Genomic DNA, 23,615 nt, shown 5'->3' with positions numbered 1-23,615 from the left:
GTTTCTCCTTATGATTGGCAGTCGCGGGAAAATCCCGCAATATCGGTGTCAGCGTTGCAATCCCTCGTGGTGACGTATCACTTCCGAGATGATGAAATTCAGGAATTTCTTGGCGAATTCCGGGTCGAGATCGGCCTCTTTGGCCAACCATTCCAGCCGTTCTATCTGGCGTTCTTCGCGCGCAGGGTCGGACGGGGGAAGATCATGCTGCGCCTTCAGGCGGCCCACAGCCTGCGTGTGCTTGAAGCGTTCACCCAGCGTATAGACAAGGATCGCGTCCAGCCGGTCGATGCTGTCGCGGTGATCGGCCAGAATTTCGGCGGCGCGTTGAACGTGATCACTCATGCATAGGCCTCTAAGTTGCCGTCATTATCGGCGCGGGCGATCGGGTGCCGCCAGACCTGCACGTCGGCAAGCCCGCCCGGCGTTGCGGCGGCCATATCATGCGCACACCCCAATCTTTGCGCCAGCGCGAGGCTGCGCAGGTTGTCTGGCGCGATATAGCTGACAGCGCCGTTCCAACCGAGATCATTTTGCACATGATCCCGAACCGCACTGACCGCTTCAAAAGCGTAGCCCTTGCCCTCGGCTTCCGGCCGCCATAGCAACCAGCCAAGTTCCTTCTCCGGCCAGCCGAGCGGAAACCACGGCCCGGCTGATCCAAGGACCGCACCGGATTGCCGTTCGGTGATGACAAACTGGCCGAAACCATGCAGCACCCAATGCCCTATGAAATGACCGAATGCGCGCCAGGCCGACACGTCATCGCGCGCCAGTGCATTGACGAACTGCGCACGATCTGATGCCATGAAATCGCGCCATGCTGGCCAGTCGGCGGCAACCGGCGCACGCAACACCAGTCGCGCGGTTTCCAGTACGGGGGTATGGGCCAGTGCGGGGGTCATTTCTTCTTGAACATCCCTGACAGCCCGCCGGGCAAACCACCACCACCGCCCAGTCCGGGCATGCCGCCCAGTTGCCGCGCGGCCTGTTGCATCAGTTTCGGGTCCATCTGGCCGGGGTCCGGCATCGCTTCCGCGCCTTTTCCCTTGCCCATCATGCCTGCCATGGCCTGTTTCAGCATGCCCTTCTTGCCCATGGTTTTCATCATGTCGGCCATCTGACGATGCTGTTTCAGCAGTTTGTTCAGGTCAGACACGTCCAGCCCCGCGCCCGCAGCAATGCGTTTCTTGCGACTGGCCTGAAGGATTGCGGGGTTGGCGCGTTCCTTCTTGGTCATGGAATTGACCAGTGCAATCTGGCGCTTCAGCATGGAATCATCAAAGCCGGCGGCTTCGGCGGCCTTGGACATTTTGCCCATGCCTGGCATCATACCCATAACGCCCTGCATGCCGCCCATTTTCAGCATTTGTTCCAGCTGCATTTTCAGGTCATTCATGTTGAACATACCCTTCTGGAAACGCTTCATCATGCGTTCGGCCTGTTCGACCTCCAGCACTTCCTGGGCTTTTTCCACAAGGGCCACGATGTCGCCCATGCCCAAGATGCGGCCTGCGACGCGCTTGGGGTCGAAGACTTCCAGCGCGTCGGTCTTTTCGCCCAGACCCACAAAGCGGATGGGTTTTCCGGTCACGGCCCGCATTGACAGCGCCGCACCGCCACGCCCATCACCATCCATCCGTGTCAGCACAACACCGGTCACGCCCAGCTTGCCATCGAATTCAGCGGCGACATTCACGGCGTCCTGACCGGTCAGGCCATCGACGACCAGCAGCGTTTCGCGCGGGTTGGCGACATCGCGCACAGCCTGCACTTCGTCCATCAGAACTTCATCGATATGCAGCCGCCCGGCAGTGTCCAGCAGGAACACATCATAGCCGCCCAGCGTGGCCTGTTGTTTCGCGCGTTTGGCGATGTCAACGGCACTCTGCCCTTTGATGATCGGCAGCGTATCCACACCGATCTGGGTGCCAAGGATGGCCAGCTGTTCCATTGCGGCGGGGCGGTTGGTGTCAAGGCTGGCCATCAGCACGCGCTTGCCTTCGCGTTCCTTCAGGCGGCGGGCCAGTTTCGCTGTGGTCGTGGTTTTCCCCGACCCCTGCAAACCCACCATCAGCACCGGCGCGGGCGGATTGTCGATTTTCAGCGCGCCTGCATCATCTTCACCTTCGAGCATGGCGATCAGTTCGTCATGAACGATCTTGACCACCTGCTGGCCCGGTGTGACCGATTTGGTGACCGATGCGCCGGTGGCTTTCTTCTGCACGCGCTTGATGAAATCACGGGCAACAGCAAGGGATACATCGGCTTCCAGCAGCGCCACGCGCACTTCGCGCAAGGCGGCGCGCACGTCATCTTCGGACAGCGAACCCTGTTTGGTCAGGCGGTCAAAAACCCCGGACAGGCGTTCGGACAGATTCTCGAACATGCGCGTCATCTCCTCGCCCCGCAGGGGCAGTAATCCAGCCTACCCCGCAGGAGGGGCAGCAATCCAGTTCACCCCGCAGGGCTGCAACCACATCCCCGCAGGGACCACATCATCTTGCCACAACGGGCCACAAACCATAATCGCACCCACGGGCGCAACGCGCTGGCGGATGGCGATCTTTGCACATAGCAAAGACCGGAAGCGGTCATACTTCCGGGATATTGCCCCACCTATGCACAGACAGGCCGGAAGTCAAGCCTTTCGGTGACAGCGCTGTCCTAGGCTGACATCGCCGGGTTCGGACCCAGCCCTTGCGACACATCCACGGCAATCGCCGAAAGTGGCCAGCTAATTTCCACCAGTGCACCATGCAATTCCGGGGCCTGCGGCAATGTCCTGACCGATCCGTCGCAATTCATGAAATCCAACCTTGCGCCGGTGCGTTCCAGCAATGTCTTGGCAATGAAGCTTCCCAGCCCCATTCCGTCATATCCAGGGCGGCGCTTGGCGCGGGCGCTATCCCGGCGGTTCCCGATGAAAGGTTCGCCAATGCTGGCCAGAACCTGCGGCGGAAATCCGGCCCCGTCATCAATGATGCGCAATGTCAGGGTTTGCGGGGACCAGCGCGCGTCTATCCACACTTCGGATTGCGCGAAATCAACCGCATTCTGGATCAGGTTGCGCAACCCATGGATAATTTCGGGACGGCGCAGAATCAGCGGTTGGCTATCGGGGGCGCCCCCTTCAGGCGTCAGCAGGAAATGCACATTCTTGCCACGGCTGCGGTGGGGTTCGGCAGCTTCTATCAGCACGGCTTCCAGCGGCGCGCGGTGCATATGGGTGTCATCCTTGCCGCTGCGCCCCATGGCGCGCAGAATATCGCGGCAACGGTCTACCTGATCAGCCAGCAGGTGCAGATCCTCCATCAGGTCGGGGCGGTCAGTCAATTCATCCACCAGTTCCGAACTGATCAGCTTGATCGTGGCAAGCGGCGTGCCCAGTTCATGCGCGGTCGCGGCCACGACACCGCCCAGATCCGTCAGCTTCTGTTCGCGCGACAACGCCATCTGCACCGCCAGAAGCGCATCTGCCATTGATTCCGATTCTGCGGCAACGCGATGGGCATAAAACGCCTGAAACACCACCCCGATGACAATTGCCGCCCAGAACCCGAAACTCAGGATCGGGGGCACTACAAGAATAGTGCCATCCGTGAACCGCAAGGGTTGATATGTCACACTGACCAGCGTGATCAGCGCGACAGCAACCAGTGCAAGCATCATGGTCGATCGTGGCTGCAATGCCATGGCCGAAATGGCCACCGGCGCCATGACAAGCAACGCAAACGGGTTGGTTATACCGCCGGTCAGATACAGCAGGCAGCCCAGTTGCGCGATGTCGAACAGAAATGTCAGCGATGCTTCCATATCTGACAATCGCTTGGTGGGCGGGAATAAAAACAGCGCCAGCAGGATGGATACCGCCGCCGCGGCAAGGACCAGGGCAACCAGCCCCATGTCGAACCGCAGATCAAATACCACCACCGCCAGCAGGAACGCCCCCACCTGACCAGCCAGCGCAACGGCCCGTACATAGGTCAGCGTGCGCAGCCGCACCCATTCGCCCCGGTTGTCCTGACTAATCTCGCCGAATGTGGGCGCTTTCATGGGGTGGTTCCTTCTAGCCAGCGGGTCGTGATGTCACAGGTGCGGGATAAGGGATTGTTAGGCCGCGCGCATTCCGGCATCAAGCCGTCAATATCCCAAGCCGGAGAGGGTGCGATGATTCGCCTTTATTCACTTATCGCTGCTGGTCTGATTGCCGCCCTTCTGGGGGGACTTGGCTATATGGTTATGACAGGGTCGCAACAGGCCGGTCTGGGACAATGCCGCGAAACATCCATCGCGGGGGGCGCGGGGTCCATTGGCGGGCCTTTCGAACTGGTTGACCATACGGGCCGCACTGTCACCGATGCCGATTTCGCAGACCGCCCTGTCCTGCTGTATTTCGGGTACACTTTCTGCCCCGATGTCTGCCCGCTAGACACAGCGCGCAATGCGCAGGCCGTCGATCTGCTGGCGGAACGCGGCTATGACGTGACGCCGGTTTTCGTGTCGGTGGATCATCAGCGCGACACCCAGGACCTGCTGGCGGAATTCGTGCGCTTCATGCATCCCGAGATGATCGGCCTGACAGGTACCGAAGAGCAGATCCGCGATGCGGCGCGCGCCTATCGCGTTTATTTCGCTGCGCAGGAAAGCGATGATGAATTCTTCCTGATCGATCATTCGACCTTCAGCTATTTCATGCTGCCCGGACATGGCTTCGTTGACGTTATCCGCCGCGACCAGTCCCCTGAACAGGTGGCCGACACATTAGGCTGTTTCATCGACAATGCCTGAAAGCCGTCAGTGAAATTGACCTTTCGCGCAACCCGTCCTAAATGTCAGGAACAGGAAAGCGGGTGTAAGCATGGATGACAGCGTGAAAATTGACCTTGGGCCTGACCCATCATTGCTGCTGGTTGATGATGACGAGGTATTTCTGAAGCGTCTGTCGCGGGCGATGGAAAAACGCGGCTTTCAGGTTGAAACCGCAACTTCGGTCGTCGCAGGCAAGGTTATCGCCCGCGCCCGCCCCCCCGCCTATGCCGTGGTCGACCTGCGGCTGGAAGATGGCAATGGGCTGGATGTGGTCGAAGCCCTGCGCGCCGCGCGCGATGATGTGCGCGTGGTTGTGCTGACAGGTTACGGCGCAATTGCCACCGCCGTGGCTGCGGTCAAGATCGGGGCGACGGATTATCTGTCCAAACCTGCGGACGCCAATGATGTGATGCGCGCCCTGCTGGCACTGCCCGATGATGAACTGCCCGATATTCCCGACAACCCCATGTCCGCTGACCGCGTGCGCTGGGAACATATCCAACGTGTGTATGAGCAATGCGACCGCAACGTGTCGGAAACCGCGCGCAGGCTGAGCATGCACCGCCGGACATTGCAGCGCATCCTTGCCAAACGCTCGCCGCGGTGACAGGCTGGAACGGGGCGCGGTCGGGTGCGCCTTGCTGATCGGGGAACCGGAACCATGCGCAAGCTGATCCTGATTGCGGCCATCCCTGCCCTGCTTGCCGCCTGTGGCACACCGCAGGACCGCTGCACACGCGTCGCGCAGGCCGATCTGCGCGCACTGGATGCCCAGATTGCCGATGTGGAAACCGCGCTGGCCAAAGGCTACCGCATTCTGCCCGCGCAGGAAGGCCGAACGCGGTTAAGCCTGTGCGCATGGCCCCGCGAACCTGTGCTGTTCTGCACTGAGTCCATTCAGCGCCCCCGTTCCGAAACCCGCGAGGTGATTGACCGGCAGGCAGAACAGGCACGGCTGCAGCGATTGCGCCAGTCCCGCGCCGAACTGGTGGTCCGGACCACAGATCGCATCGCCGCCTGCCGTGTGCCGTGATTACCCCCAAGAGCGTGATCAGACCAACCTCATGATCCCACATGTCCGGGGTTGGAGGGCGGCGGATACGGCATTGAGGCCTGCTACGATCAGACATCGCCTGACCAAGAGGCGCAGAAGATGCACCGGGAGGAAGAATGAGCAACGCCCTAGTCCCGGAATTTGCCGTTTCCAACTGGCAGCAGTCAAAGTTCTTCTACTGCGACATACTCGGATTCGAGAGTGTCTATGAACGTCCTGAGGAAGGCTTCTGCTATTTGCGTCTGGGTGAGGCAGAACTGATGATTGATCAGATAGGAGAGGGGCGCACCTTCGACGATGGACATCTGCCAGAAAGCTATCCCTTTGGAAAAGGTCTGAATGTTCAGATCAGGGTTCCATCAATCGATCCGCTTACTGAAGCGCTTGCCCGGTATAGACGGTCTCTCTACCTTCCCGTCGAAGAGAAATGGTATCGCATCGGGACAAAAGAGGGCGGGCACAGGCAGTTCGTCGTTGCAGATCCTGACGGTTATCTGTTGCGGTTCTTTCAGGATCTTGGCTTGCGGGCGGTTCTGGTATGACGCGGGCACTGAAAGATTCCCAAAACGCGCGGAACAGAGGGCGCAAGCCCGTCGCGCCATAGGTCTGGCGGTCCCGCGACCTGCCGATTTCGCTGATGTCACGCCAAGCCTTTGAACTCAGGGTTGTGACGCCTGCATAAACTGCATTCTTTGAACGTCGGACCGGCAGTCCCCGGCCCACCGATGGCGCGCTTAGCGCTTGGTCCGAAGGTTGCTTCAGGCCGTGCTTAACCTATTCCGCCTTAATGCGCGGGAACGGAAACCGGGTCCATCAGGGTGCGCCCGCCATCAATCGTGATGATCTGCCCTGTCATGAAGGCCGCGGCGTCGGATGCCAGGAATTGCACGGCCTCTGCGGCTTCGGACGCGGCACCGATACGCCGCATCGGGGTTTGCTGCACAATCCGCTCCCGGTAATCCTCGTTGGTGTCGATCTTGTCTTTCAGATTCGCGCTCATGACGCTGCCAAGCGCGACGCCATTGACCCGGATGCGCCTTCCGGCAAGGGCGACCGCCATGGCGCGCGTCATCTGGTCCAGCGCCGCGCTGGCAATGGAATAGGCCATCAATTCGGGTTGAGAGCGGCGCGCCGCGATGGAGGACATGTTGATGATGGACCCAATCGCATTACGCCTGTCCCCGCCGGTAACCCCCTCAGCTTCGGCCTGAAACAACATGCGCTTCGCAACAAGCTGACTAAGTTTCAGACTGGCCAGCAGGTTTTGCTGCAATGATTGCTCCACCGCGTCGCTCTGGTCATCAAGCGGGTCGCAGGATGCGCATTGGCGTGTCGCATTGACCAGAATATCAATTTTGTCAAACGTATCCACCGTGGCGGAAATCAGGTTCGCAAGTGTCAGACGTTCCCGCAGATCCCCCGCAAAAAAGATCGCGCGCTCGTCCGATCTGGACATTCGGGCGACTTCGGCCTTCAGCCTGGTTTCATCCCTGTCGGCAAGCACGACATTCGCGCCCTGATCAACGAAATGATGCGCGATCGCCAAGCCTACGCCATTCGCGGCCCCTGTGATAATCGCTGTCTTGCCTGCTATCGAATAGCTCATGCTGTCTGCCTTCCTAGCGGCGCCGCCGGGGCGCGGTGCCGGTATCTGCGCGCTTCGGTGCGGTGGCCTGCCAGACACGGAAAGCACCGTTTTCTGCCAGCACCTCTATCTGGGTGAAGGCGGCTGCCAACGCCCCTTCATACGGCAAATGCCGATTCGCAACCATCCACAAGCGCCCGCGCGGGGCCAGAATACGTGCGGCTGCTGCAATAAACGCCAGTCCCAGCGCGGGCTGGGCCTTGCGACCGTTATGAAAGGGCGGGTTCATGACCACACCATCCACACGCGCGGGCAATACAACCTGTGTCGCATCGGCCCAGTGGAACTGCACGCGCGGGTCGGTGACGTTGCGCCGCGCCAGATCAAGGGCAGTGGCGTCCGCCTCAACCAGATGCAGGGTTTTCACACCGCGGCGCGCAAGGGCGGCCGCAGACAGATAGCCCCACCCTGCCCCAAGATCGGCCAGCGTCGCAGGCAGTTCATCCGGCAGTGCCTGCGCCAGCATCTGCGATGCCGGGTCAACCCCGTCAGCGGAAAACACCCCTGCCACTGTCCGGAACTGCCCAAGGGCAGGATCGGATACTGTGGCTGGGCGAAAGGACAGGTCCGACAGGTCAACACCACGCGGGTCGAACCAGAACAGCTTGCCATGCGCTTTTGACACCACCCCAGACACCGCAACGCGGCCGCGCAGGGTTTTGAAGACCGAATCAATGCCATCGGTTTTCTGACCATCCACAAGCACCAGTTCCGTACCAGACGCGCCCGCCGCCTGTGCGATCAGCGCAAACGCTTCGGCCTTGGACCGGGGCAGACAGACCAGCACCGATGGCGCGGGGCGCGCAGCAACCGCCACATCATAGCCCGCTGCCAACAGCGCATCATGGTCTGGCCGGAAACCCTGCACCAGTTGCAGACGGGACATATCCAGCGGGTCAAACCGTTCACCGGCGCGCGGGCGCAGCACAGTAACCGGCCCGTCAGGCAGGATCAGCCCTTCGGCCATGGCAAGGGTCAGGCGCGCATCGCGCGGGGCCGGATCAACGGCAAGGACAGGGGGAGTATATGTCATGGGCGCGTGGCGCCTATTCCTTTTCCAGCGTGCATTGCAGCGGGTGTTGATGACGGCGCGCAAAATCCATCACCTGCGCGACCTTGGTTTCCGCCACCTCATATGAGAAGACGCCGACAACAGCCACCCCTTTCTTGTGTACTGTCAGCATGATGTCGAAAGCCATAGCGTGGGACATACCAAAGAACCGTTCCAGCACATGGACAACAAATTCCATGGGCGTGAAATCATCGTTCAGCAGCATCACCTTGTACATGGGGGGGCGCTGGGTCCGGGTGCGTGTTTTAGTGACAACAGCACCGTCATTCTCGGGTCCGTTCGGGGTGTCACTGTCTGTCATGGTCGGAACGTGGCGCATTCGGAGTTTTGGCCTTTTCAGTGCTGGATGACGCGGTTACTGCACAATATAGCGGAACTGATGCCACAGAAAAGCCCCGAAGCCAAAGACAGGACCAGATGACCCGGATCACGACAATCGGTTTCGACGCAGATGATACCTTGTGGCACAATGAACGCTTCTTCCGCCTGACGCAGGACCATTTTGCGGAACTTCTGGCCGATTATACCGACAGAGCCACATTGATGGCCCGTCTGCTGGACGCAGAGCGCCGGAACCTTGGGCATTACGGATTCGGGATCAAGGGGTTTGTCCTGTCGATGATCGAAACCGCGATCGAGGTAACAGAGGAACGCGTGCCCGCATCGGTGATTGCGCAATTGCTGGCTGCCGGGCAGGAGATGTTGCACCACCCTATCGAGTTGCTGCCCGATGTCGAAGTGGCGATCGCCGCACTTGCGCCTTCGCATCGGCTGGTTCTGATTACCAAGGGCGACCTGCTGGATCAGGAACGCAAGCTCGCGCAGTCAGGTTTGGGCGAAATGTTCGATGCGGTCGAAATTGTGTCCCACAAGACGCCGCAAACCTATGCAGCAATATTCACCCGCCATGGGGACGGGCCCGAAGCCGCACTGATGGTCGGAAATTCCATGCGTTCTGATGTCATCCCCCCCATTCTCGCCGGTGGGTGGGGGGTGTATGTGCCGCATGGGCTGGTCTGGGAAATTGAATATGCCGAACCGCCGCTGACACATCCGCGTTACCGCACCCTGGCCAGCCTGGGTTCCCTGCCCGAACTGGTGGGCTGGATCGACGGAAGCTGATTACAGACAATCAGCAAACCCCGACAGATTGTCGAAATCTGGTGTCCGCCTGCGCCGCCGCCACAAGACCTGCCCTGCAACCGGATGACGTTTGCGGAAAAACCTGTTGAAATTTCATACTTTTCTGAAAGACGACATCGTGCTACCATCATAGCTGAGCAGTCAGACCGCAAAAAAATCGCGGCGGAAAACAAAGGCAATCGGATGCAGGCACGATTCGGGCGGCTATACCGTCACGTTTTGGTATGTTCCATCTTACTGATCGGCTATCTGGTCGCAGCCCCCGCGCTTGCGGCACCTTATGCCGCGATGGTGATGGATGCACGCAATGGCGAAGTTATTTTCGCGCGCAACCACGACACCAAGCTGCACCCCGCATCGCTGACCAAGATGATGACGCTCTATATTGCGTTCGAGGCCGTGAAGCATGGCGAAGTGACCCTGGACACGATGTTCACCACCAGCCGCCGCGCCACGCAACAGACTTGTGTGTGTCTGGGCCTGCGCGAAGGGCAGAAAATATCCTTGCGCCACCTTATCCGCGCTGCGGCGCTGCGGTCTGCCAATGATGCAGCGGTCGTCATTGCAGAAGGGATTTCCGGTTCCGTCGAGGCATTCGCCGACCGCATGACAGCCACCGCCCGCGCTATGGGCATGTCGAATACGACATTCAGGAACCCGCACGGCCTGACGCAATCAGGCCATGTATCGACCGCACGCGACATGACCATTCTGGGCCGCCAGCTTTATTTCGATTATCCGCAGTATTTCAACATCTTCTCGCGGCGCAGTGATAATGCGGGCGTGGGCACCGTGCCAAACACCAACCGGCGCTTTCTGGATGCCTATTCGGGCGCGGATGGCATCAAGACCGGGTATACCCGCGCGGCAGGATTCAATCTGACTGCATCTGCGCAGCGCGGCGGCAAGCATATCATTGCGACCATGTTCGGCGGCAGTTCAACAGCCGCCCGCAACGCGCATGTCGCGGAATTGCTGGATATCGGGTTCAGCCGCGCTGGTGCGCGGGTGGCGACACGTGCGCCGGCAACGCCTGGCTATCGCGGGCGCGGCGCGGTTGCCGTTGCTCAGGCCCCGGAGGGCAGCGGCGACAGGCCCGCATCCGCACGCACGATCCGGTTGCAAACAGCTGTGCGCACCAGCCCGCGCCCACAAGCCCGCCCCGAACGCGCCCCCTCATCTGACGTGCTGCTTGCCCTGCGTGACGGGGTGGAAGCCGCAGTGTCGCAGATTGCCGATGCCACATCTGCCGAAACCGCGCCCGCCGTGGACGAAGGCAGCACCACAATGGCAGTCGCCGCGCTGGCCCCCGAAACCCCGTCCGTCACCCCGCCGCCCCGCCCCGATGATTTCGGCGCAACAGCGGATCTGACAACGGAAAGTGAAACACCGGATTTCACAGTCGCGCAGGCCGCAGGTTTCAGCATCGCCAATACAGAAGATCTTGTTGCGCTGGATGTGGCCACGGCCATTGCCACGCCTGATTCGGATACGCTGGTACAGCTTGCAGAAGCGTCCGCAGACCAGTCAGACAGCCCGGATGATGCCAGCGACACAGACGCAACCAGCACGGATACTGTGGAAGACACGCAGATCGCGCAGTCGCAGAACGTGGAAACCCTGCCTGAAACCGTGTGGATCGGTGCCGCAGAAAGCATTCTGCTGGCGGATTTCGCCACACCCGATGCATCAACGACCCCGGCGGCACTTTATGACGACGCGCGGGCAGAAACCGGCCAGATTCTTGCGCAGGACGGTCTGGCCGCATCACCCCGCCCCCCCGAACGTCAGGGCATTATTCTGACCAGCGCAGCACAACCTGTTCCGAACAGCCAGGCCGCGGCAACAGCAGCAGTGGCCGAAGCCAATGTCCAGGCCGACGCCGAAATTGTCAGCCGGTTGTCCACCTCTGACGGGGGGCGGCTATGGGGGGTTTCGCTGGGTGAATTCACATCGCGCAATGCCGCTGAACGCGGGATCATCACAGTCAAGATGGCCGAGGCCGCAGCCCTTGGCAACGGCATCAGCCGCATCCGCCAGACCAGCGGCAGGTTTGAAGCCAGCTTCGCAGGGCTGACCGCAACTGAAGCTGAACGCGCCTGCCGGCGCCTGTCTGCGCGCGGTATGGATTGCACCATCGCGCATCCATGATTGCGATAGCGCTGTGCGTCAATCCCGCGCTATACTGCGCCCATGCCTGCGCTATGCCGTGATTGCCTGACCAGCTTCAATGCAGGGCCGCGTTGTCCGGCCTGCCATTCGCCGCGCATTGTGGCGGATCCCGAATTGCTGGACCTGAGCATTGCGCATATGGATTGCGATGCGTTCTATGCCAGCGTCGAAAAACGCGACAACCCGGCCCTGCAGGACAAACCCGTCATTGTCGGTGGTGGCCAGCGCGGGGTTGTTACAACCGCGTGCTATATCGCCCGTATTCACGGTGTCCGGTCTGCCATGCCCATGTTCCGGGCGCTGCAGCTTTGCCCCGAGGCGGTGGTCGTGAAACCACGATTTGACGCATATGCGAGCGCATCGCGTGAAATCCGCGCGATGATGGAAGAACTGACTCCCGCCATTGAACCATTGTCCTTGGACGAGGCATTTCTGGACCTGACAGGCACAACACGCCTGCACGGCGCGCCCCCCGCAATATCCCTTGCGCGGCTGATCCGCCGGATGGAAAGTGAGCTGCGCCTGTCCGGGTCCATCGGGCTGTCCCACAACAAGTTTCTGGCCAAGATCGCGTCCGATCTGGACAAGCCGCGCGGCTTTGCGGTGATTTCGCGCGCGGGCACCGAAGGCTTCCTGCGCGGCAAACCTGTCGGCATGATCTGGGGGGTGGGAGTTGCAGCACGGGGCCATCTGGCACAGGCGGGTATCGCAACAATTGACGATCTGCTGCGCTGGGACCAGTCGGAACTGGTGGCCCGCTTCGGTGCCATGGGATTGCGGCTGTGGCATCTGGCGCGGGGTCAGGACACACGCGCAGTCAGTCGCGACCCTTCGGTCAAATCCATTTCCAAGGAAACGACGTTCGACAGGGATCTGAACGATCCGGACGCGCTGGTGGGGCATTTGTGGCGACTGTCAGATCAGGTGGCCAGCCGCGCCAAGGCAAAGGGGCTGGCAGGCGTGGTGGTGACGCTAAAACTGAAACGCGCCGACCACCAGATACTGACGCGGCGTGTCAGCCTGCGCGGCCCGACTTGTCTGGCGGATGTCATCTATCGCGCCGCCTGCCCGCTGCTGGCACAAACCATGTCCAAGGGACCATTCCGGCTTCTGGGCGTCGGGATATCGGATCTCAGCGTGGATAGTGGCGCAGGATTCAGCCCCGACCTGCTGGACCCCGGTGCAGAGGGGCGCGCGCGCGCCGAACGTGCGGTCGATGCCTTGCGCGCAAGGTTCGGCCATGATGCGGTGATCAAGGGGCGCAGCCTGCGCTGAGGGCGCATCGCGGTCAGATCTGGTACACCCGTCCGCTGGGGAATCACTTGCCGCACAGTCTTGCATAAAAAAGGCCAAGGGGGCACGCCCCCTTTAGAAACCCTGTGGATATTTGGGCCAGAATGAAAGGAAAGCTGCGGACACGCCCCATTGATATCCGGATTGCAATCAGCGGTTTCACGGCTGCGGAACAGGGTCATGAAGTCCCGGGGATGTCATTTGGAAGTGATGGCGGGCCACATATAAGCCCATGACCTGAGCATATCGATGCCCTTGACGATATGCCCATTTTCCAGGTTCGTGAACAGGGCATTCATGCGGGCATATGCCCCGGCACGGTTAGTCATGCAGGTGCCAATCACGCTTGAGACGCATGCCCGGCTGCGACCGCCTTCATCGTCAGTATGGTGGTGCGCGGCACCTTCGGCCCTGCCGGAACGCCCGCCACACTGCCCCGTCGGTTCCAGATTGCGACACATCTTCTGATTGATCCCATAGTGCTGCCTTCCATTCCTGTGAGCGGATTGCGCCGTCAAAGTCCGGGATCAAAAGCTAGATCAGGGCTAATCGTTCCACCTGCACCGCGTCCGGATAGGGGCGGTACAGGCCGACATCAACCCGTTCCACCATGCCATGCATCTGTTCATAGTCGCGCGCGACATCGTGATGTCCTTCTGCGAGATGCCCGAATGCCAGATCGAGCTGCGACAGATCAACCACTTGCACAACCAGCATGAAATCCCCGAATCCTGGACCCGCAAGGCGCAGTTTGCGGCGCTGCAAGGACCACCCGGCAATCTTTCCGGCAGCGATCAGCCGGTTAAACCACTGCTCCGCAGCGCGTGCGAAAGCCAGCGGGTGGGCGTTGGGCTTCAGGTCGATCATGCAAATATACTGGTTCATGGGCGGCTTCCTGTGATTGCGTGCAGGATGTCATGAAATTCCTAACAAAGCTTTGCCTCGGCGCGCCACGTCCGGGCAGGCAGCTAAATTATTCTGCTACGATCATCCCGGCTTCTGCCAGGTCCCCAGGACCGTCCGCGATATAGGCGAACACCGAAATCCCCATTCCCGCAATAGCCGCGGTCAGGATAACCCAATCCCCGCGGGTCACCGCATTCTGATGAATAGTGAATTCTTTCAGATACTTACTGAACAATTAAAAGTCACCTTCATGTCGCGCACCCACCTGAAGGTAACAGGTACAGGCGCCATGAAGCCCGCGCTTCATGTCACCTTTGCGGCAAGGACAGGTCGGCACGATGCATGTTGAATCGTATTTTATTCGTCTTGTTGTGGGCCATCGGCCACGGCGAACAAGCGGTCCAGATGGTGGGCATGAAAGCGCTGCGCGGCGGTTTCATCACCCGGATCAGGGTACAGGCCAAGCGCCTGCGCCTTCTGGAAAAAACCGGGTGCGGGTAATCCGGCCCCTGCGCGCGCCACCACCAGGGCCGCGCGCAGGGGTCGCCCCGCCTGCGCATCCTGTTCCATCAGCGTTTCCAGCGCGGTGGTCAGTTTTGCGATGCGGCCCGGACCGTCAATTTCCAGTTTTGCGGCCAATTGCCCGTATGTCAGCGTGGTGCGCTGCATCCGGCAATCGTCCAGCGCGAATTCAAGCGCCCGCAGCATCCTCTGGCCCTTGCCCGTCCGCCGCATCCTCTGCCTCCTCGCCGGTTTCCGCAATGCGGGCGACCGAGACGACAAGTTCCCCGTTCGAGGTGTTGAACACCTTGACCCCGCCCGCAGACCGCGAGCGGAAGGAAATCCCCTCCACCGGGACACGGATGGACTGGCCCCTGGAGGTGGCCAGCATGATCTGGTCATTCGCATCGACCGGGAAACAGGCGACAAGTGCGCCGCCCCGCATTGCGCGGTCCATCGCGGCAACCCCCATGCCCCCACGGCCACGCACCGGGTAATTATGGCTGGAGGAGAGTTTGCCGGTCCCTTTTTCCGAGATGGTCAGAATCAGGTCTTCGCAGGCCGACATTTCCGCATAGCGTTCCGGTGACAATGCAGCTTCAGCGGCGTCCTCTTCATCCTCGCCCTCATCTTCGGTGACACCGGCCATGGCACGGCGCATCTTCAGATAAGTGGCGCGTTCTTCGGGGCTGGCCTCAAAGTGGCGGATCACGGCCATGCTGACCACGCTGTCACCATCACCCAGACGGACACCGCGCACGCCCGTGGAATCGCGCCCTTTGAACACACGCACGTCGGTCGTGCGGAACCGGATTGCCCGCCCGGATGCTGTAACGAGCATGACATCGTCATCTTCGTCACAGATGCGCGCGTTCACCAGACTGACGCCTTCGGGCAGTTTCATCGCAATCTTGCCGTTGGACTTCACATTCACGAAATCCGACAGCGCATTGCGCCGCACCGACCCGTCAGAGGTGGCGAATACGATCTGCAGGTTTTCCCATTCATCCTCCGGGCGTTCTACCGGCATGATAGCGGCAATGCTGACGCCCTGGGCAATCGGCAGAATATTCACCATCGCCTTGCCGCGCGTGTTGCGCCCGCCCAGCGGCAGGCGCCATGTCTTCAGCTTATAGGCCATTCCGTCCGTGGTGAAGAACAGAAGCTGCGTATGGGTATTGGCGACAAACAACTGGGTGACGACATCATCATCCTTGGTCGCCATCCCCGACAGCCCCTTCCCGCCGCGCCGCTGCGCACGGAAATCAGCCAGAGGCGTGCGCTTGATATACCCGCCACTGGTGATGGTCACCACCATATCTTCACGCTCGATCAGGTCTTCGTCATCCATATCGCCGGCCCAGTCGACGATTTCAGTGCGGCGCGGGACGGCAAATGCATCGCGCACTTCGCGCAATTCCGTGCCTATGATTTCCATCACCCGCACGCGTGAACGCAGAATATCCAGATAATCCTTGATCTTCGCAGCAAGGTTTTCCAGCTCGTCCGTGACTTCCTTCACGCCCATCGCAGTCAGGCGTTGCAGCCGCAGTTCCAGAATGGCGCGGGCCTGAATTTCGGACAGGTTGTAGGTGCCATCGTCATTCATGGTATGGCTGGGGTCATCGATCAGCCGGATATAGGGCGCGATATCCATGGCAGGCCAGCGCCGTGTCATCAGCTTTTCGCGCGCCTCTGCAGGATCGGCGGAAGACCGGATCGTCGCCACAACCTCGTCGACATTGGACACCGCCACCGCCAGGCCGCACAGAACATGACTGCGCTCTCGCGCCTTGTTCAGTTCATAGGCCGTGCGGCGCGTAACCACTTCTTCGCGGAACCCGATAAACGCTGACAGGAAATCCCGCAGCAACAACTGCTCCGGCCGTCCGCCATTCAGCGCCAGCATGTTGCAGCCAAAACTCGTCTGCATCGGGGTAAAACGGAACAACTGGTTCAGCACCACATCCGGTGTGGCATCGCGCTTCAGTTCAACCACTACCCGTACACCGGTCCGGTCGGATTCGTCAGCGACAGAAGAAATACCTTCGATTTTCTTTTCACGCACCGCATCGGCGATCTTCTCAACCATGGTTGATTTGTTCACCTGATAGGGAATCTCATCCACGATGATAGCGAAACGATCCTTGCGCACTTCCTCTATATGGGTTTTGGCGCGGATGATGACCGACCCACGCCCTTCCAGATAGGCCTTGCGCGCGCCCGCACGCCCCAGAATCAACCCGCCTGTCGGAAAATCCGGCGCAGGCACATAATCCATCAGTTCAGCGCTGGTCAGATCCGGGTTCTCAATCAACGCAAGCGTCGCATCAATCACCTCACCCAGATTATGGGGCGGAATATTCGTCGCCATGCCGACCGCAATACCACCAGCCCCGTTGACCAGCATATTCGGAAAGCGCGCGGGCAGAACGGTCGGCTCCCGGTCGCGCCCATCGTAGTTGTCCTGAAAATTGACCGTATCCTTGTCGATATCAGCCAGAAGAAACGCCGCCGACTTGTCCATGCGCACTTCTGTATAGCGCATCGCAGCCGCATTATCGCCGTCCATCGAGCCGAAATTGCCCTGCCCGTCAAGCAGCTTCAGCGACATCGAAAAGGGCTGCGCCATCCGCACCAGCGCATCATAGATCGCGGAATCGCCATGCGGATGGTACTTCCCCATCACATCGCCCACAGCCCGCGCGGATTTGCGATAGGGCTTGTCATGCGTATTCCCGCCTTCATGCATTGCATAAAGAATGCGCCGGTGCACAGGTTTTAACCCATCGCGCAAATCAGGAATGGCACGGCTGACAATCACGCTCATCGCGTAATCAAGATAGGACGCGCGCATTTCCTGGGTGATCGAAACACTGTGCCCGATGGGACCGGATGGTGGGGTTTCGTCAATATTTTCAGGGGTTTCGGGGCTATCGCTCACCTTATCCTCGCGCGGTTTGGATCTTCACTATATCTCGTTGGTCCTACCTTACCAGAACCATCATATGGGGTGCAATGCCGCAAAGCCCCGCCCTTTGGCAGCCGCCGATCATTAGTGATAACAACATGTTTTCATTGATTATTATTATTCTCTTGGCATGATTCAATTATCCAGCAGCAACAAGAGGTCTGAAATGGACGCATCCCCTGTCGAACTCATGCTCAAAGGTTACGGTCTGACCACAGCGGAAATGATCTACCGCATGCCCGACCATACCCATGTGCTCAATACATTTGTCTGGCAAGATTACGACCTGGCCCCGGATTATCCGCGCCTTTTCGAGTTCATCGAATTCTGGCAAGGCAGTATCGACGGGCCACTGCATTGCGTGCGCTTTACCCATCGCAAACAGCTGCGCGCGGGCGAATGGCGCCATGTGGTGGGCGAATTCAATGTCGGCGAATTCCCCGCACCGGGCCTGCGCAACCACTAACGCAGGCGCAGACTGGCCATCCACAGCCCGGCAATCCCGAAGGACACAACCGCATTCCAGCTTGCCATCGACAGCCCCAGCATCTCCCATGGCACCTCGTCGCAGCGCACGACGGGTGCCGCCAGAATCTGCGCCAGCAATTCTTCGGCGCTCAACCCCGACAGGTTGCCCCCGGCCGAGCAGCTTGAAGGGCCTTCCCACCACGCACGCTCCACCCCGGTATGGTAAACCCCGATCACCCCCGATGTCGCAGCCCCCGCCGCCCCGATCAGCGCGAATACCGGCCCCGGCAAGGCCAGTGCCCCGGCCCCCAGCAGGGCTATGACATGCGGCCAGCGCTGCCAGATACACAGTGCGCAAGGCACCATGCCACCAATATACTGGAACGCCAACGCCCCCAGCAGCAACCCTAAAGACCCTGCCAACGCCAGAATTTGAACCCGCCTTCGCATCATAGATACCTCACAGCCAGAAATCCGCCCAGAAGAAGAGCCATAAACAATGTGAACATAAGCCCCAGACGGCGCTCTATGAAATCACGGATCGGTGCGCCGAATCTCCACAGCAGGGCGGCGACAATGAAGAAGCGCAATGCCCGCGCAATCACCGATGCAACAATGAACACCGGCAGCGATAGCCCGGTCGCCCCCGACAGAATGGTAATGACCTTATAGGGAAAAGGCGTCACCCCCGCGATCAGCACCGCCCAGGCCCCCCATTCGTTATACCGCGCCTGAAACTGCTCGAAATAGGCATCCTTGCCGTAAAACTCCAGCACCGGTCGGCCCAATGCCTCGAAGGCGCCATAGCCGATAAAATAGCCCGCCATCCCGCCCGCGACAGACGCGACTGTGGCCACGCCTGCAATCACGAATGCCCGTGACGGGCGCGCCACGATCATTGCAATCATCAGCACATCCGGCGGAATCGGAAAGACCGAACTTTCAATGAACGCCACGATCGCCAAAGCCCATAGTGCATGCGGATGGCGCGCAAGTGACAAGGTCCAGTCATACAGAGATTTCAGCAAGTGCCTGATCGCTCTTTCATTCTGGGATAAATATCCCCGGGGGTGTGGGGGCAGGCAGCCCCCACGCATGCATGCGGAATTATCAACCCACTGGCAAGCGCAGGCCGACAGTATCCAGCCCCCAGCGCACCAGATCGGTGATCAATTCATCAGATACCACATTGAAACTCTCGACAATATCCAGCGTGTCAGTTGACGCGGCGGGCGCGGTGGCCACAAAACTGCGGCGGCCCAGAATACGCGCATCGGACTCGCGCACCATACGCGCGGTCACGCGCATGCGCGTGGCGACTGTGTTACCGTCAGTGCCGAGTTCGGCCTGAAAATCCGTGATTTCGCAAAGCAGCGCAAAATCCCCCGATCCCCCCAGCGGACGGCGCCCCACATATGACAGCGCACCAGTATCTTCAAAGGCACGCAGCAACAAGGTCTGCACCATCAGCGGCGCATTCTCGGACCAGCGCACACGCGGCAGATACAGCGATTGGACGGCGTTGGGCTTGATCAATATGCGGTCTGTGTCCAGCGCGCCCGATGTGGTGGGCGGCTCGATGCTCAGGGATCGCGCCAACATACGCGGCGCTTGCGGCAATCCGCGCGGCGCGCGTAACTCATAGGCGTCCAGCGCTGTTGTCGCCTGGTTCAACGCCGAAACCGCCCCGCAGCCCGTCAGCGCGGTCAGGGCAAAGCTGCTGGTCAACAGATGTCTGCGGGTAAGGGTCATCTTCTGAACTCCGGTGTCTGACGGTTCAGGAAGAACCGTGTCGGGTCACGTTCTATCTGGCGCGTCAGCCGGTCCAGATTCGAGATCAGACCGCGCGTTTCCCGCGCAAGCTGGCTGATATTGGGCAGGCCGGTAGTGGTGAATTCACGCACAGGTGCACCACTGTCGCGAATGATCGCGCCCAGATCATCGAAGGCGCGCGCTGCACTTTCGGCCGTGCGGCGCAATTCGGCGGTCACTTCGGGAATGTCATCGGCCACCGAATCCACTGCGCGCCCCAGCCGACCCAGCACATCACGCAGGTCTTCGGTGATCTGGCCGATTTCCTCGTTGATGACCCGGTCCGCCCCCACAAAAGCGCGTTCCGCCGCTTGCAAGGTGCTTTCGCCGGTGATCAATGCACGGTTTATCGCGTCCAGCGTGGTGTTGGCATTGGCGAATGTGTCAGTCACCTGATCCAATGTGCGCAACCCCGCGCCCGACAGCGCATCAAGCTGCCCCGAGGCGCTGGACAGGTCTTCACCCACATTTGCGACAACCCCGCGGATTTCTTCGGTCGCGGCGCGGATATCAGCCATGATCAGGGGCAGATCGGTTTCCGCCGCCCGTGCGATGGATACGGTCGCATCGCGTGCGATGGCCACCATTTCACGGGCTTCAGCCACCAGCGCGGCCCCGTCCCCCGTAACAAGCCCGTCGATATTGTCTGACATCCGTTCCACAGTTTCCAACGTGCGGTCGGCGCGCGCAAGCAGCGGGTCCAGCCGCGCGAGGGCGGGGTCCAGCGCCTCGATGCGTTGGGTGGCGGCACTGCTTGTGCGGGTGAATTCGCCGAACATGACCTGTGCTTCCTGGCTGAATTCTTCCAGCTCCGCGCGGATGGTGGCGGCAGCCCCGCTCAGTTCCTCGACAAGCGCTGTCAGTTCACCGGCCACAAACGTGTCAGCGGTGTTCAGGGTCTGGGTGCCCGCTTCAAATGTGTAGCGCGCTTCGGTAGCGACAAGGGCAATTTCGTCGATAGCGAATTCCAGGCTTTCCAGCGTATTTTCGGCCTGCCGCAGAATGGGGGCCAGATTGTCGCTGAATTCTGAAAATGTTTCCGTTGCAGCGGCAACTGTCTCGGTAAAACCGGCAAAGCTGTCCAGCGCAGCGGTCAAATCCCCCGAAGACTGTTCGATATTGTCCAGAATACCGGCGACACGGGCCTGGTTTTCTTCGCCCAGCAGACGGTTAACCTGTTCGACGACCTGCAATGCCTCTTCCAGAATACGCGGGCCGGTTTCTGTCAATGTCTGTATTGTGGACATCCCTACCTGCAATTGTGGCACATCATCGCGGTCATTGATCAGCTCCGCGGTCTGCGTGCCGGGCGACAGCGCAACAAAGGACACGCCGGTAATGCCCGAACTGTCCACCATGGCGACCGAATCCGCGCGGACAGGTGTTGCACGGTCCACTTCCAGCATGACCCGCACGCGCCCGTCCGGTGCAAGGCTGACCTCCAGCACCTGCCCCACCGGTAGCCCGGCAAAACGCACATCCGCCGACCGCGTCAAGCCGGATACGCTTTCGAAATAAGCTTCATAATAGGCGAATTGCCGGTCAAACTGGTATTTGCTGAATGCCAGAAAGAACCCCAGGATTCCAAGAAATCCCGCAAGCGCAAAAGCACCGATCAGAACATAATTTGCCCGCGTTTCCATGCGTCAGGCGATCCTTTCCTTCGTGTCCAGCGCCGCGCGTGCGCGCGGCCCGTGGAAATACTCATGCACCCATGGGTGATCTACTTCCAGCATATCGGACATGGTCCCGGTATACATCACTCTCTTTTCGGCCAACACGGCAATCCGTCCGCATGTGGCATGCAGCGTGTCCAGATCATGGGTAACCAGAAAGACAGTCAGCCCCATGCTTTGCGACAGCCCTTTTATCAGTTCATCAAACGCCGATGCTCCGATCGGGTCCAGACCGGCGGTCGGTTCATCCAGAAACACGATTTCCGGGTCCAGCGCCAGTGCCCGCGCCAGACCGGCCCGTTTGCGCATGCCGCCTGACAATTCAGACGGGTATTTGTCCCCTGCAATATAGGGCAGCCCCGCCATGGCGATTTTCAGATCCGCCAGATCGCGGCGCATCGCAGCACTCAGCCCCGGCACAGTGCGCATCGGCACTTCCACATTCTCGCGCACGGTCAGACTGGAAAACAGCGCGCCATCCTGAAACATGACACCCATGCGCTGGTCAATGGCGCGACGGGCGCTTTCGGAACAATGCAATGCGTCCTGCCCGAAAATGCTGATCTCGCCTGCCTGCGGCGGGCGCAACCCCGCGATGCAGCGCAGCAGCACCGATTTCCCGGTGCCCGACCCGCCGACAACGCCCAGAACCTCGCCGCGATAGACATCAAGGTCCAGATCATCATGAATGACCTGCGCACCAAACTGGTTGCGAAGACCCCGCAGGCGAATGACAACATCCTGCTCCATCAGATTTCCATCATCGCAAAGAACACGGAAAACAACGCATCAGCCAGGATCACGGCGAAAATCGCGCGCACCACCGCAGATGATGTCTGCCGTCCCAGACTTTCGGCATTCCCGCCCACCTGCATGCCCGCATGGCAACCGATCACACCGATGATAATGGCGAAAACCGGCGCTTTGACAAAACCGACAAGCACGTGGTCAAGACTGGTATCCTCGATCAGGCGCGTCAGGAACATGGCAGGCGAGATGCCAAGTTCAATCCATGACATCAGTGCGCCGCCCAGAAGCCCCATCGCATTTGCCACCATCCCCAGAATCGGCAGCGTGATCAGAAGTGCCAGAATGCGCGGCACAAACAGCACTGTCGCGGGATCGATTGCCAATGTGTTCATGGCGTCGATTTCCTCGCGCATTTTCATCGACCCGATGGCTGCGGTGAAACTGGATGCCGTGCGCCCCGCCACAATGATGGCGGTCAGCAAAATGCCCAGTTCGCGCAGGATGGAAATCGCAATCAGGTCCACAACGAAAATTTCCGCCCCGAACTGACGCAACTGCACGGCCCCTTGAAAGGCCAGCACAACCCCGATCAGAAACGCCATAAGCGAGACAATCGGCACCGCGCGCCAACCCACCTGATCAGCATGATAGACCAACGAGGTCAGACGGAACTGCGACGGATGCCGCGCCAGCCAGGCCAGCCGCGCCAGGAACACGCCCAGCATAGCCAGAATTTCCGCCATGAACCGCCCGACACCTACCACCGCCTGACCGACAGCGGCCAGCAGGTCGCGGATATCAAACCTGCGCCTCTCATCCTCCGGCGGGGTGGGAACCGCCTGCTCGACGCGGGCAATCAGGGCTTCATGTTCCGGGCTTAAGCCCTGCAATTGCAATTCATGCCCTATGGAATGCAGCTTTTCGCGCAATTGCAATATGGCCCAGGCCCCGGCGGTATCGAACCGCTTCAGCGCGCTGAAGTTCAGCGCCAGCGGGCCATCATCCAGCGCCAGAAGCCGGGGCATGGCCTCCCCCAGACTGCGTACTGTCAGTTCGCCACGCAGAACCCATGCCTCGCCTTGCTGTTCAAGCGCGAAACCGGGATCCTCCCAGCGCTCAGGCGCATCGTCGCGTGTCACCACTGATCCGGCCAAATATCTGCCCCTCGAATCGACCCAAAGGACCGCATTGGCAGCCCAGCACACCCTGATCTATAACGTCCATGCACGCTTGCCGCCATGCTGCATCCTGCACAAGCAGTCTGTTGATACGGATTGTGGCCATTTCTGCACATAGCGTCATTACGCACGCCATCAAGCCGCGCCCGTTCATCCCACGAT

At 60.1% G+C, this 23,615-nt stretch carries 25 protein-coding genes; 8 read left to right on the top strand and 17 right to left on the bottom strand.

Annotated features, from left to right (window positions below; all coding sequences use genetic code 11):
* Positions 1-48: 48 nt before the first annotated feature.
* The 4 genes from PUT78_RS15760 to regB form a co-directional block, all read right to left on the bottom strand.
* A complete protein-coding gene (locus PUT78_RS15760) occupies positions 49-345 on the bottom strand; it encodes a chorismate mutase (RefSeq protein ID WP_274353230.1) in 297 nt (98 codons plus the stop codon).
* Positions 342-905, bottom strand: coding sequence for a GNAT family N-acetyltransferase (locus PUT78_RS15755; protein ID WP_274353229.1), 564 nt, complete (start codon positions 903-905; stop codon positions 342-344). Before PUT78_RS15755 ends, PUT78_RS15760 begins: the two co-directional genes overlap by 4 nt.
* Positions 902-2,389, bottom strand: a complete 1,488-nt coding sequence (gene ffh / locus PUT78_RS15750; RefSeq protein WP_274353228.1) for a signal recognition particle protein — start codon at positions 2,387-2,389, stop codon at positions 902-904. Before ffh ends, PUT78_RS15755 begins: the two co-directional genes overlap by 4 nt.
* A gap of 278 nt (positions 2,390-2,667) precedes the next feature.
* Positions 2,668-4,056, bottom strand: a complete 1,389-nt coding sequence (gene regB / locus PUT78_RS15745) for a sensor histidine kinase RegB (protein WP_274353227.1) — start codon at positions 4,054-4,056, stop codon at positions 2,668-2,670.
* 114 nt (positions 4,057-4,170) lie between these two features.
* On the opposite strand from regB, the gene PUT78_RS15740 reads away from it, so the two are divergent.
* The 4 genes from PUT78_RS15740 (at position 4,171) to PUT78_RS15725 (ending at position 6,408) form a co-directional block, all read left to right on the top strand.
* The gene (locus PUT78_RS15740) at positions 4,171-4,791 is read left to right on the top strand and encodes an SCO family protein (protein WP_274353226.1); all 621 of its coding nucleotides are present in this window, start codon (positions 4,171-4,173) and stop codon (positions 4,789-4,791) included.
* Positions 4,792-4,861: 70 nt separating this feature from the next.
* A complete protein-coding gene (locus PUT78_RS15735; RefSeq protein ID WP_274353225.1) occupies positions 4,862-5,419 on the top strand; it encodes an ActR/PrrA/RegA family redox response regulator transcription factor in 558 nt (185 codons plus the stop codon).
* A 54-nt stretch (positions 5,420-5,473) separates the two neighbouring features.
* Positions 5,474-5,845: a hypothetical protein gene (locus PUT78_RS15730; protein WP_274353224.1), complete on the top strand. Its 372-nt coding sequence runs from the start codon at positions 5,474-5,476 to the stop codon at positions 5,843-5,845.
* A gap of 137 nt (positions 5,846-5,982) precedes the next feature.
* Positions 5,983-6,408, top strand: a complete 426-nt coding sequence (locus tag PUT78_RS15725) for a bleomycin resistance protein (RefSeq protein WP_274353223.1) — start codon at positions 5,983-5,985, stop codon at positions 6,406-6,408.
* Positions 6,409-6,650: 242 nt separating this feature from the next.
* Here PUT78_RS15725 and PUT78_RS15720 read toward each other — a convergent pair whose 3' ends face one another.
* The 3 genes from PUT78_RS15720 to clpS are packed head-to-tail and all read right to left on the bottom strand — an operon-like array spanning position 6,651 to position 8,884.
* Positions 6,651-7,472 carry an SDR family NAD(P)-dependent oxidoreductase gene (locus PUT78_RS15720; protein ID WP_274353222.1) on the bottom strand — a complete coding sequence of 274 codons (822 nt, stop codon included), beginning with the start codon at positions 7,470-7,472 and terminating at the stop codon, positions 6,651-6,653.
* Between the two features lie 13 nt (positions 7,473-7,485).
* A complete protein-coding gene (locus tag PUT78_RS15715; RefSeq protein ID WP_274353221.1) occupies positions 7,486-8,544 on the bottom strand; it encodes a class I SAM-dependent methyltransferase in 1,059 nt (352 codons plus the stop codon).
* A 13-nt stretch (positions 8,545-8,557) separates the two neighbouring features.
* Positions 8,558-8,884 (bottom strand): ATP-dependent Clp protease adapter ClpS, encoded by a 327-nt coding sequence (gene clpS, locus PUT78_RS15710; protein ID WP_274353220.1) that lies wholly within the window; start codon positions 8,882-8,884, stop codon positions 8,558-8,560.
* Positions 8,885-9,000: 116 nt separating this feature from the next.
* On the opposite strand from clpS, the gene PUT78_RS15705 reads away from it, so the two are divergent.
* The 3 genes from PUT78_RS15705 to PUT78_RS15695 all read left to right on the top strand — a co-directional run bounded on the left by PUT78_RS15705 (position 9,001) and on the right by PUT78_RS15695 (position 13,173).
* The gene (locus PUT78_RS15705) at positions 9,001-9,705 is read left to right on the top strand and encodes an HAD family hydrolase (RefSeq protein ID WP_274353219.1); all 705 of its coding nucleotides are present in this window, start codon (positions 9,001-9,003) and stop codon (positions 9,703-9,705) included.
* A 204-nt stretch (positions 9,706-9,909) separates the two neighbouring features.
* Entirely contained in the window at positions 9,910-11,877 is a 1,968-nt protein-coding gene (locus tag PUT78_RS15700; RefSeq protein WP_274353218.1) for a D-alanyl-D-alanine carboxypeptidase family protein, read from the top strand.
* 42 nt (positions 11,878-11,919) lie between these two features.
* Complete coding sequence (locus PUT78_RS15695; RefSeq protein WP_274353217.1) at positions 11,920-13,173, top strand: DNA polymerase IV; 1,254 nt, start codon at positions 11,920-11,922, stop codon at positions 13,171-13,173.
* A 552-nt stretch (positions 13,174-13,725) separates the two neighbouring features.
* Here the strand turns inward: PUT78_RS15695 and PUT78_RS15690 are convergent.
* The 4 genes from PUT78_RS15690 to gyrA form a co-directional block, all read right to left on the bottom strand.
* A complete protein-coding gene (locus tag PUT78_RS15690) occupies positions 13,726-14,076 on the bottom strand; it encodes a DUF6614 family protein (RefSeq protein ID WP_274353216.1) in 351 nt (116 codons plus the stop codon).
* Between the two features lie 88 nt (positions 14,077-14,164).
* Complete coding sequence (locus PUT78_RS15685) at positions 14,165-14,332, bottom strand: hypothetical protein (RefSeq protein ID WP_274353215.1); 168 nt, start codon at positions 14,330-14,332, stop codon at positions 14,165-14,167.
* A 122-nt stretch (positions 14,333-14,454) separates the two neighbouring features.
* Positions 14,455-14,805 carry a hypothetical protein gene (locus PUT78_RS15680; RefSeq protein ID WP_274353214.1) on the bottom strand — a complete coding sequence of 117 codons (351 nt, stop codon included), beginning with the start codon at positions 14,803-14,805 and terminating at the stop codon, positions 14,455-14,457.
* Positions 14,789-17,542 (bottom strand): DNA gyrase subunit A, encoded by a 2,754-nt coding sequence (gene gyrA, locus PUT78_RS15675; RefSeq protein ID WP_420793506.1) that lies wholly within the window; start codon positions 17,540-17,542, stop codon positions 14,789-14,791. The genes PUT78_RS15680 and gyrA overlap by 17 nt, the downstream gene beginning before the upstream one ends.
* 193 nt (positions 17,543-17,735) lie before the next feature.
* Between gyrA and PUT78_RS15670 the strand changes: the two genes are divergently transcribed.
* Complete coding sequence (locus PUT78_RS15670; protein WP_274353213.1) at positions 17,736-18,035, top strand: usg protein; 300 nt, start codon at positions 17,736-17,738, stop codon at positions 18,033-18,035.
* Here the strand turns inward: PUT78_RS15670 and PUT78_RS15665 are convergent.
* The 6 genes from PUT78_RS15665 to PUT78_RS15640 all read right to left on the bottom strand — a co-directional run bounded on the left by PUT78_RS15665 (position 18,032) and on the right by PUT78_RS15640 (position 23,429).
* The gene (locus PUT78_RS15665; protein ID WP_337994691.1) at positions 18,032-18,487 is read right to left on the bottom strand and encodes a disulfide bond formation protein B; all 456 of its coding nucleotides are present in this window, start codon (positions 18,485-18,487) and stop codon (positions 18,032-18,034) included. The two genes, PUT78_RS15670 and PUT78_RS15665, sit on opposite strands and share 4 nt — an antisense overlap.
* On the bottom strand, positions 18,487-19,065 hold the full coding sequence (locus tag PUT78_RS15660) for a YqaA family protein (RefSeq protein ID WP_274353211.1): 579 nt from the start codon (positions 19,063-19,065) through the stop codon (positions 18,487-18,489). Before PUT78_RS15660 ends, PUT78_RS15665 begins: the two co-directional genes overlap by 1 nt.
* A gap of 82 nt (positions 19,066-19,147) precedes the next feature.
* Positions 19,148-19,789: an ABC-type transport auxiliary lipoprotein family protein gene (locus tag PUT78_RS15655; protein WP_274353210.1), complete on the bottom strand. Its 642-nt coding sequence runs from the start codon at positions 19,787-19,789 to the stop codon at positions 19,148-19,150.
* On the bottom strand, positions 19,786-21,492 hold the full coding sequence (locus tag PUT78_RS15650) for an MlaD family protein (protein WP_274353209.1): 1,707 nt from the start codon (positions 21,490-21,492) through the stop codon (positions 19,786-19,788). The genes PUT78_RS15655 and PUT78_RS15650 overlap by 4 nt, the downstream gene beginning before the upstream one ends.
* 3 nt (positions 21,493-21,495) lie before the next feature.
* A complete protein-coding gene (locus tag PUT78_RS15645) occupies positions 21,496-22,275 on the bottom strand; it encodes an ABC transporter ATP-binding protein (RefSeq protein ID WP_274353208.1) in 780 nt (259 codons plus the stop codon).
* Entirely contained in the window at positions 22,275-23,429 is a 1,155-nt protein-coding gene (locus tag PUT78_RS15640; protein WP_274353207.1) for an ABC transporter permease, read from the bottom strand. Before PUT78_RS15640 ends, PUT78_RS15645 begins: the two co-directional genes overlap by 1 nt.
* Positions 23,430-23,615: the final 186 nt, after the last annotated feature.

The sequence above is a fragment of the Roseinatronobacter alkalisoli genome (assembly GCF_028745735.1).
In the GTDB taxonomy this organism is placed as follows: Bacteria; Pseudomonadota; Alphaproteobacteria; order Rhodobacterales; family Rhodobacteraceae; genus Roseinatronobacter; species Roseinatronobacter alkalisoli.
This window is presented reverse-complemented; position numbering and strand designations above follow the sequence as displayed.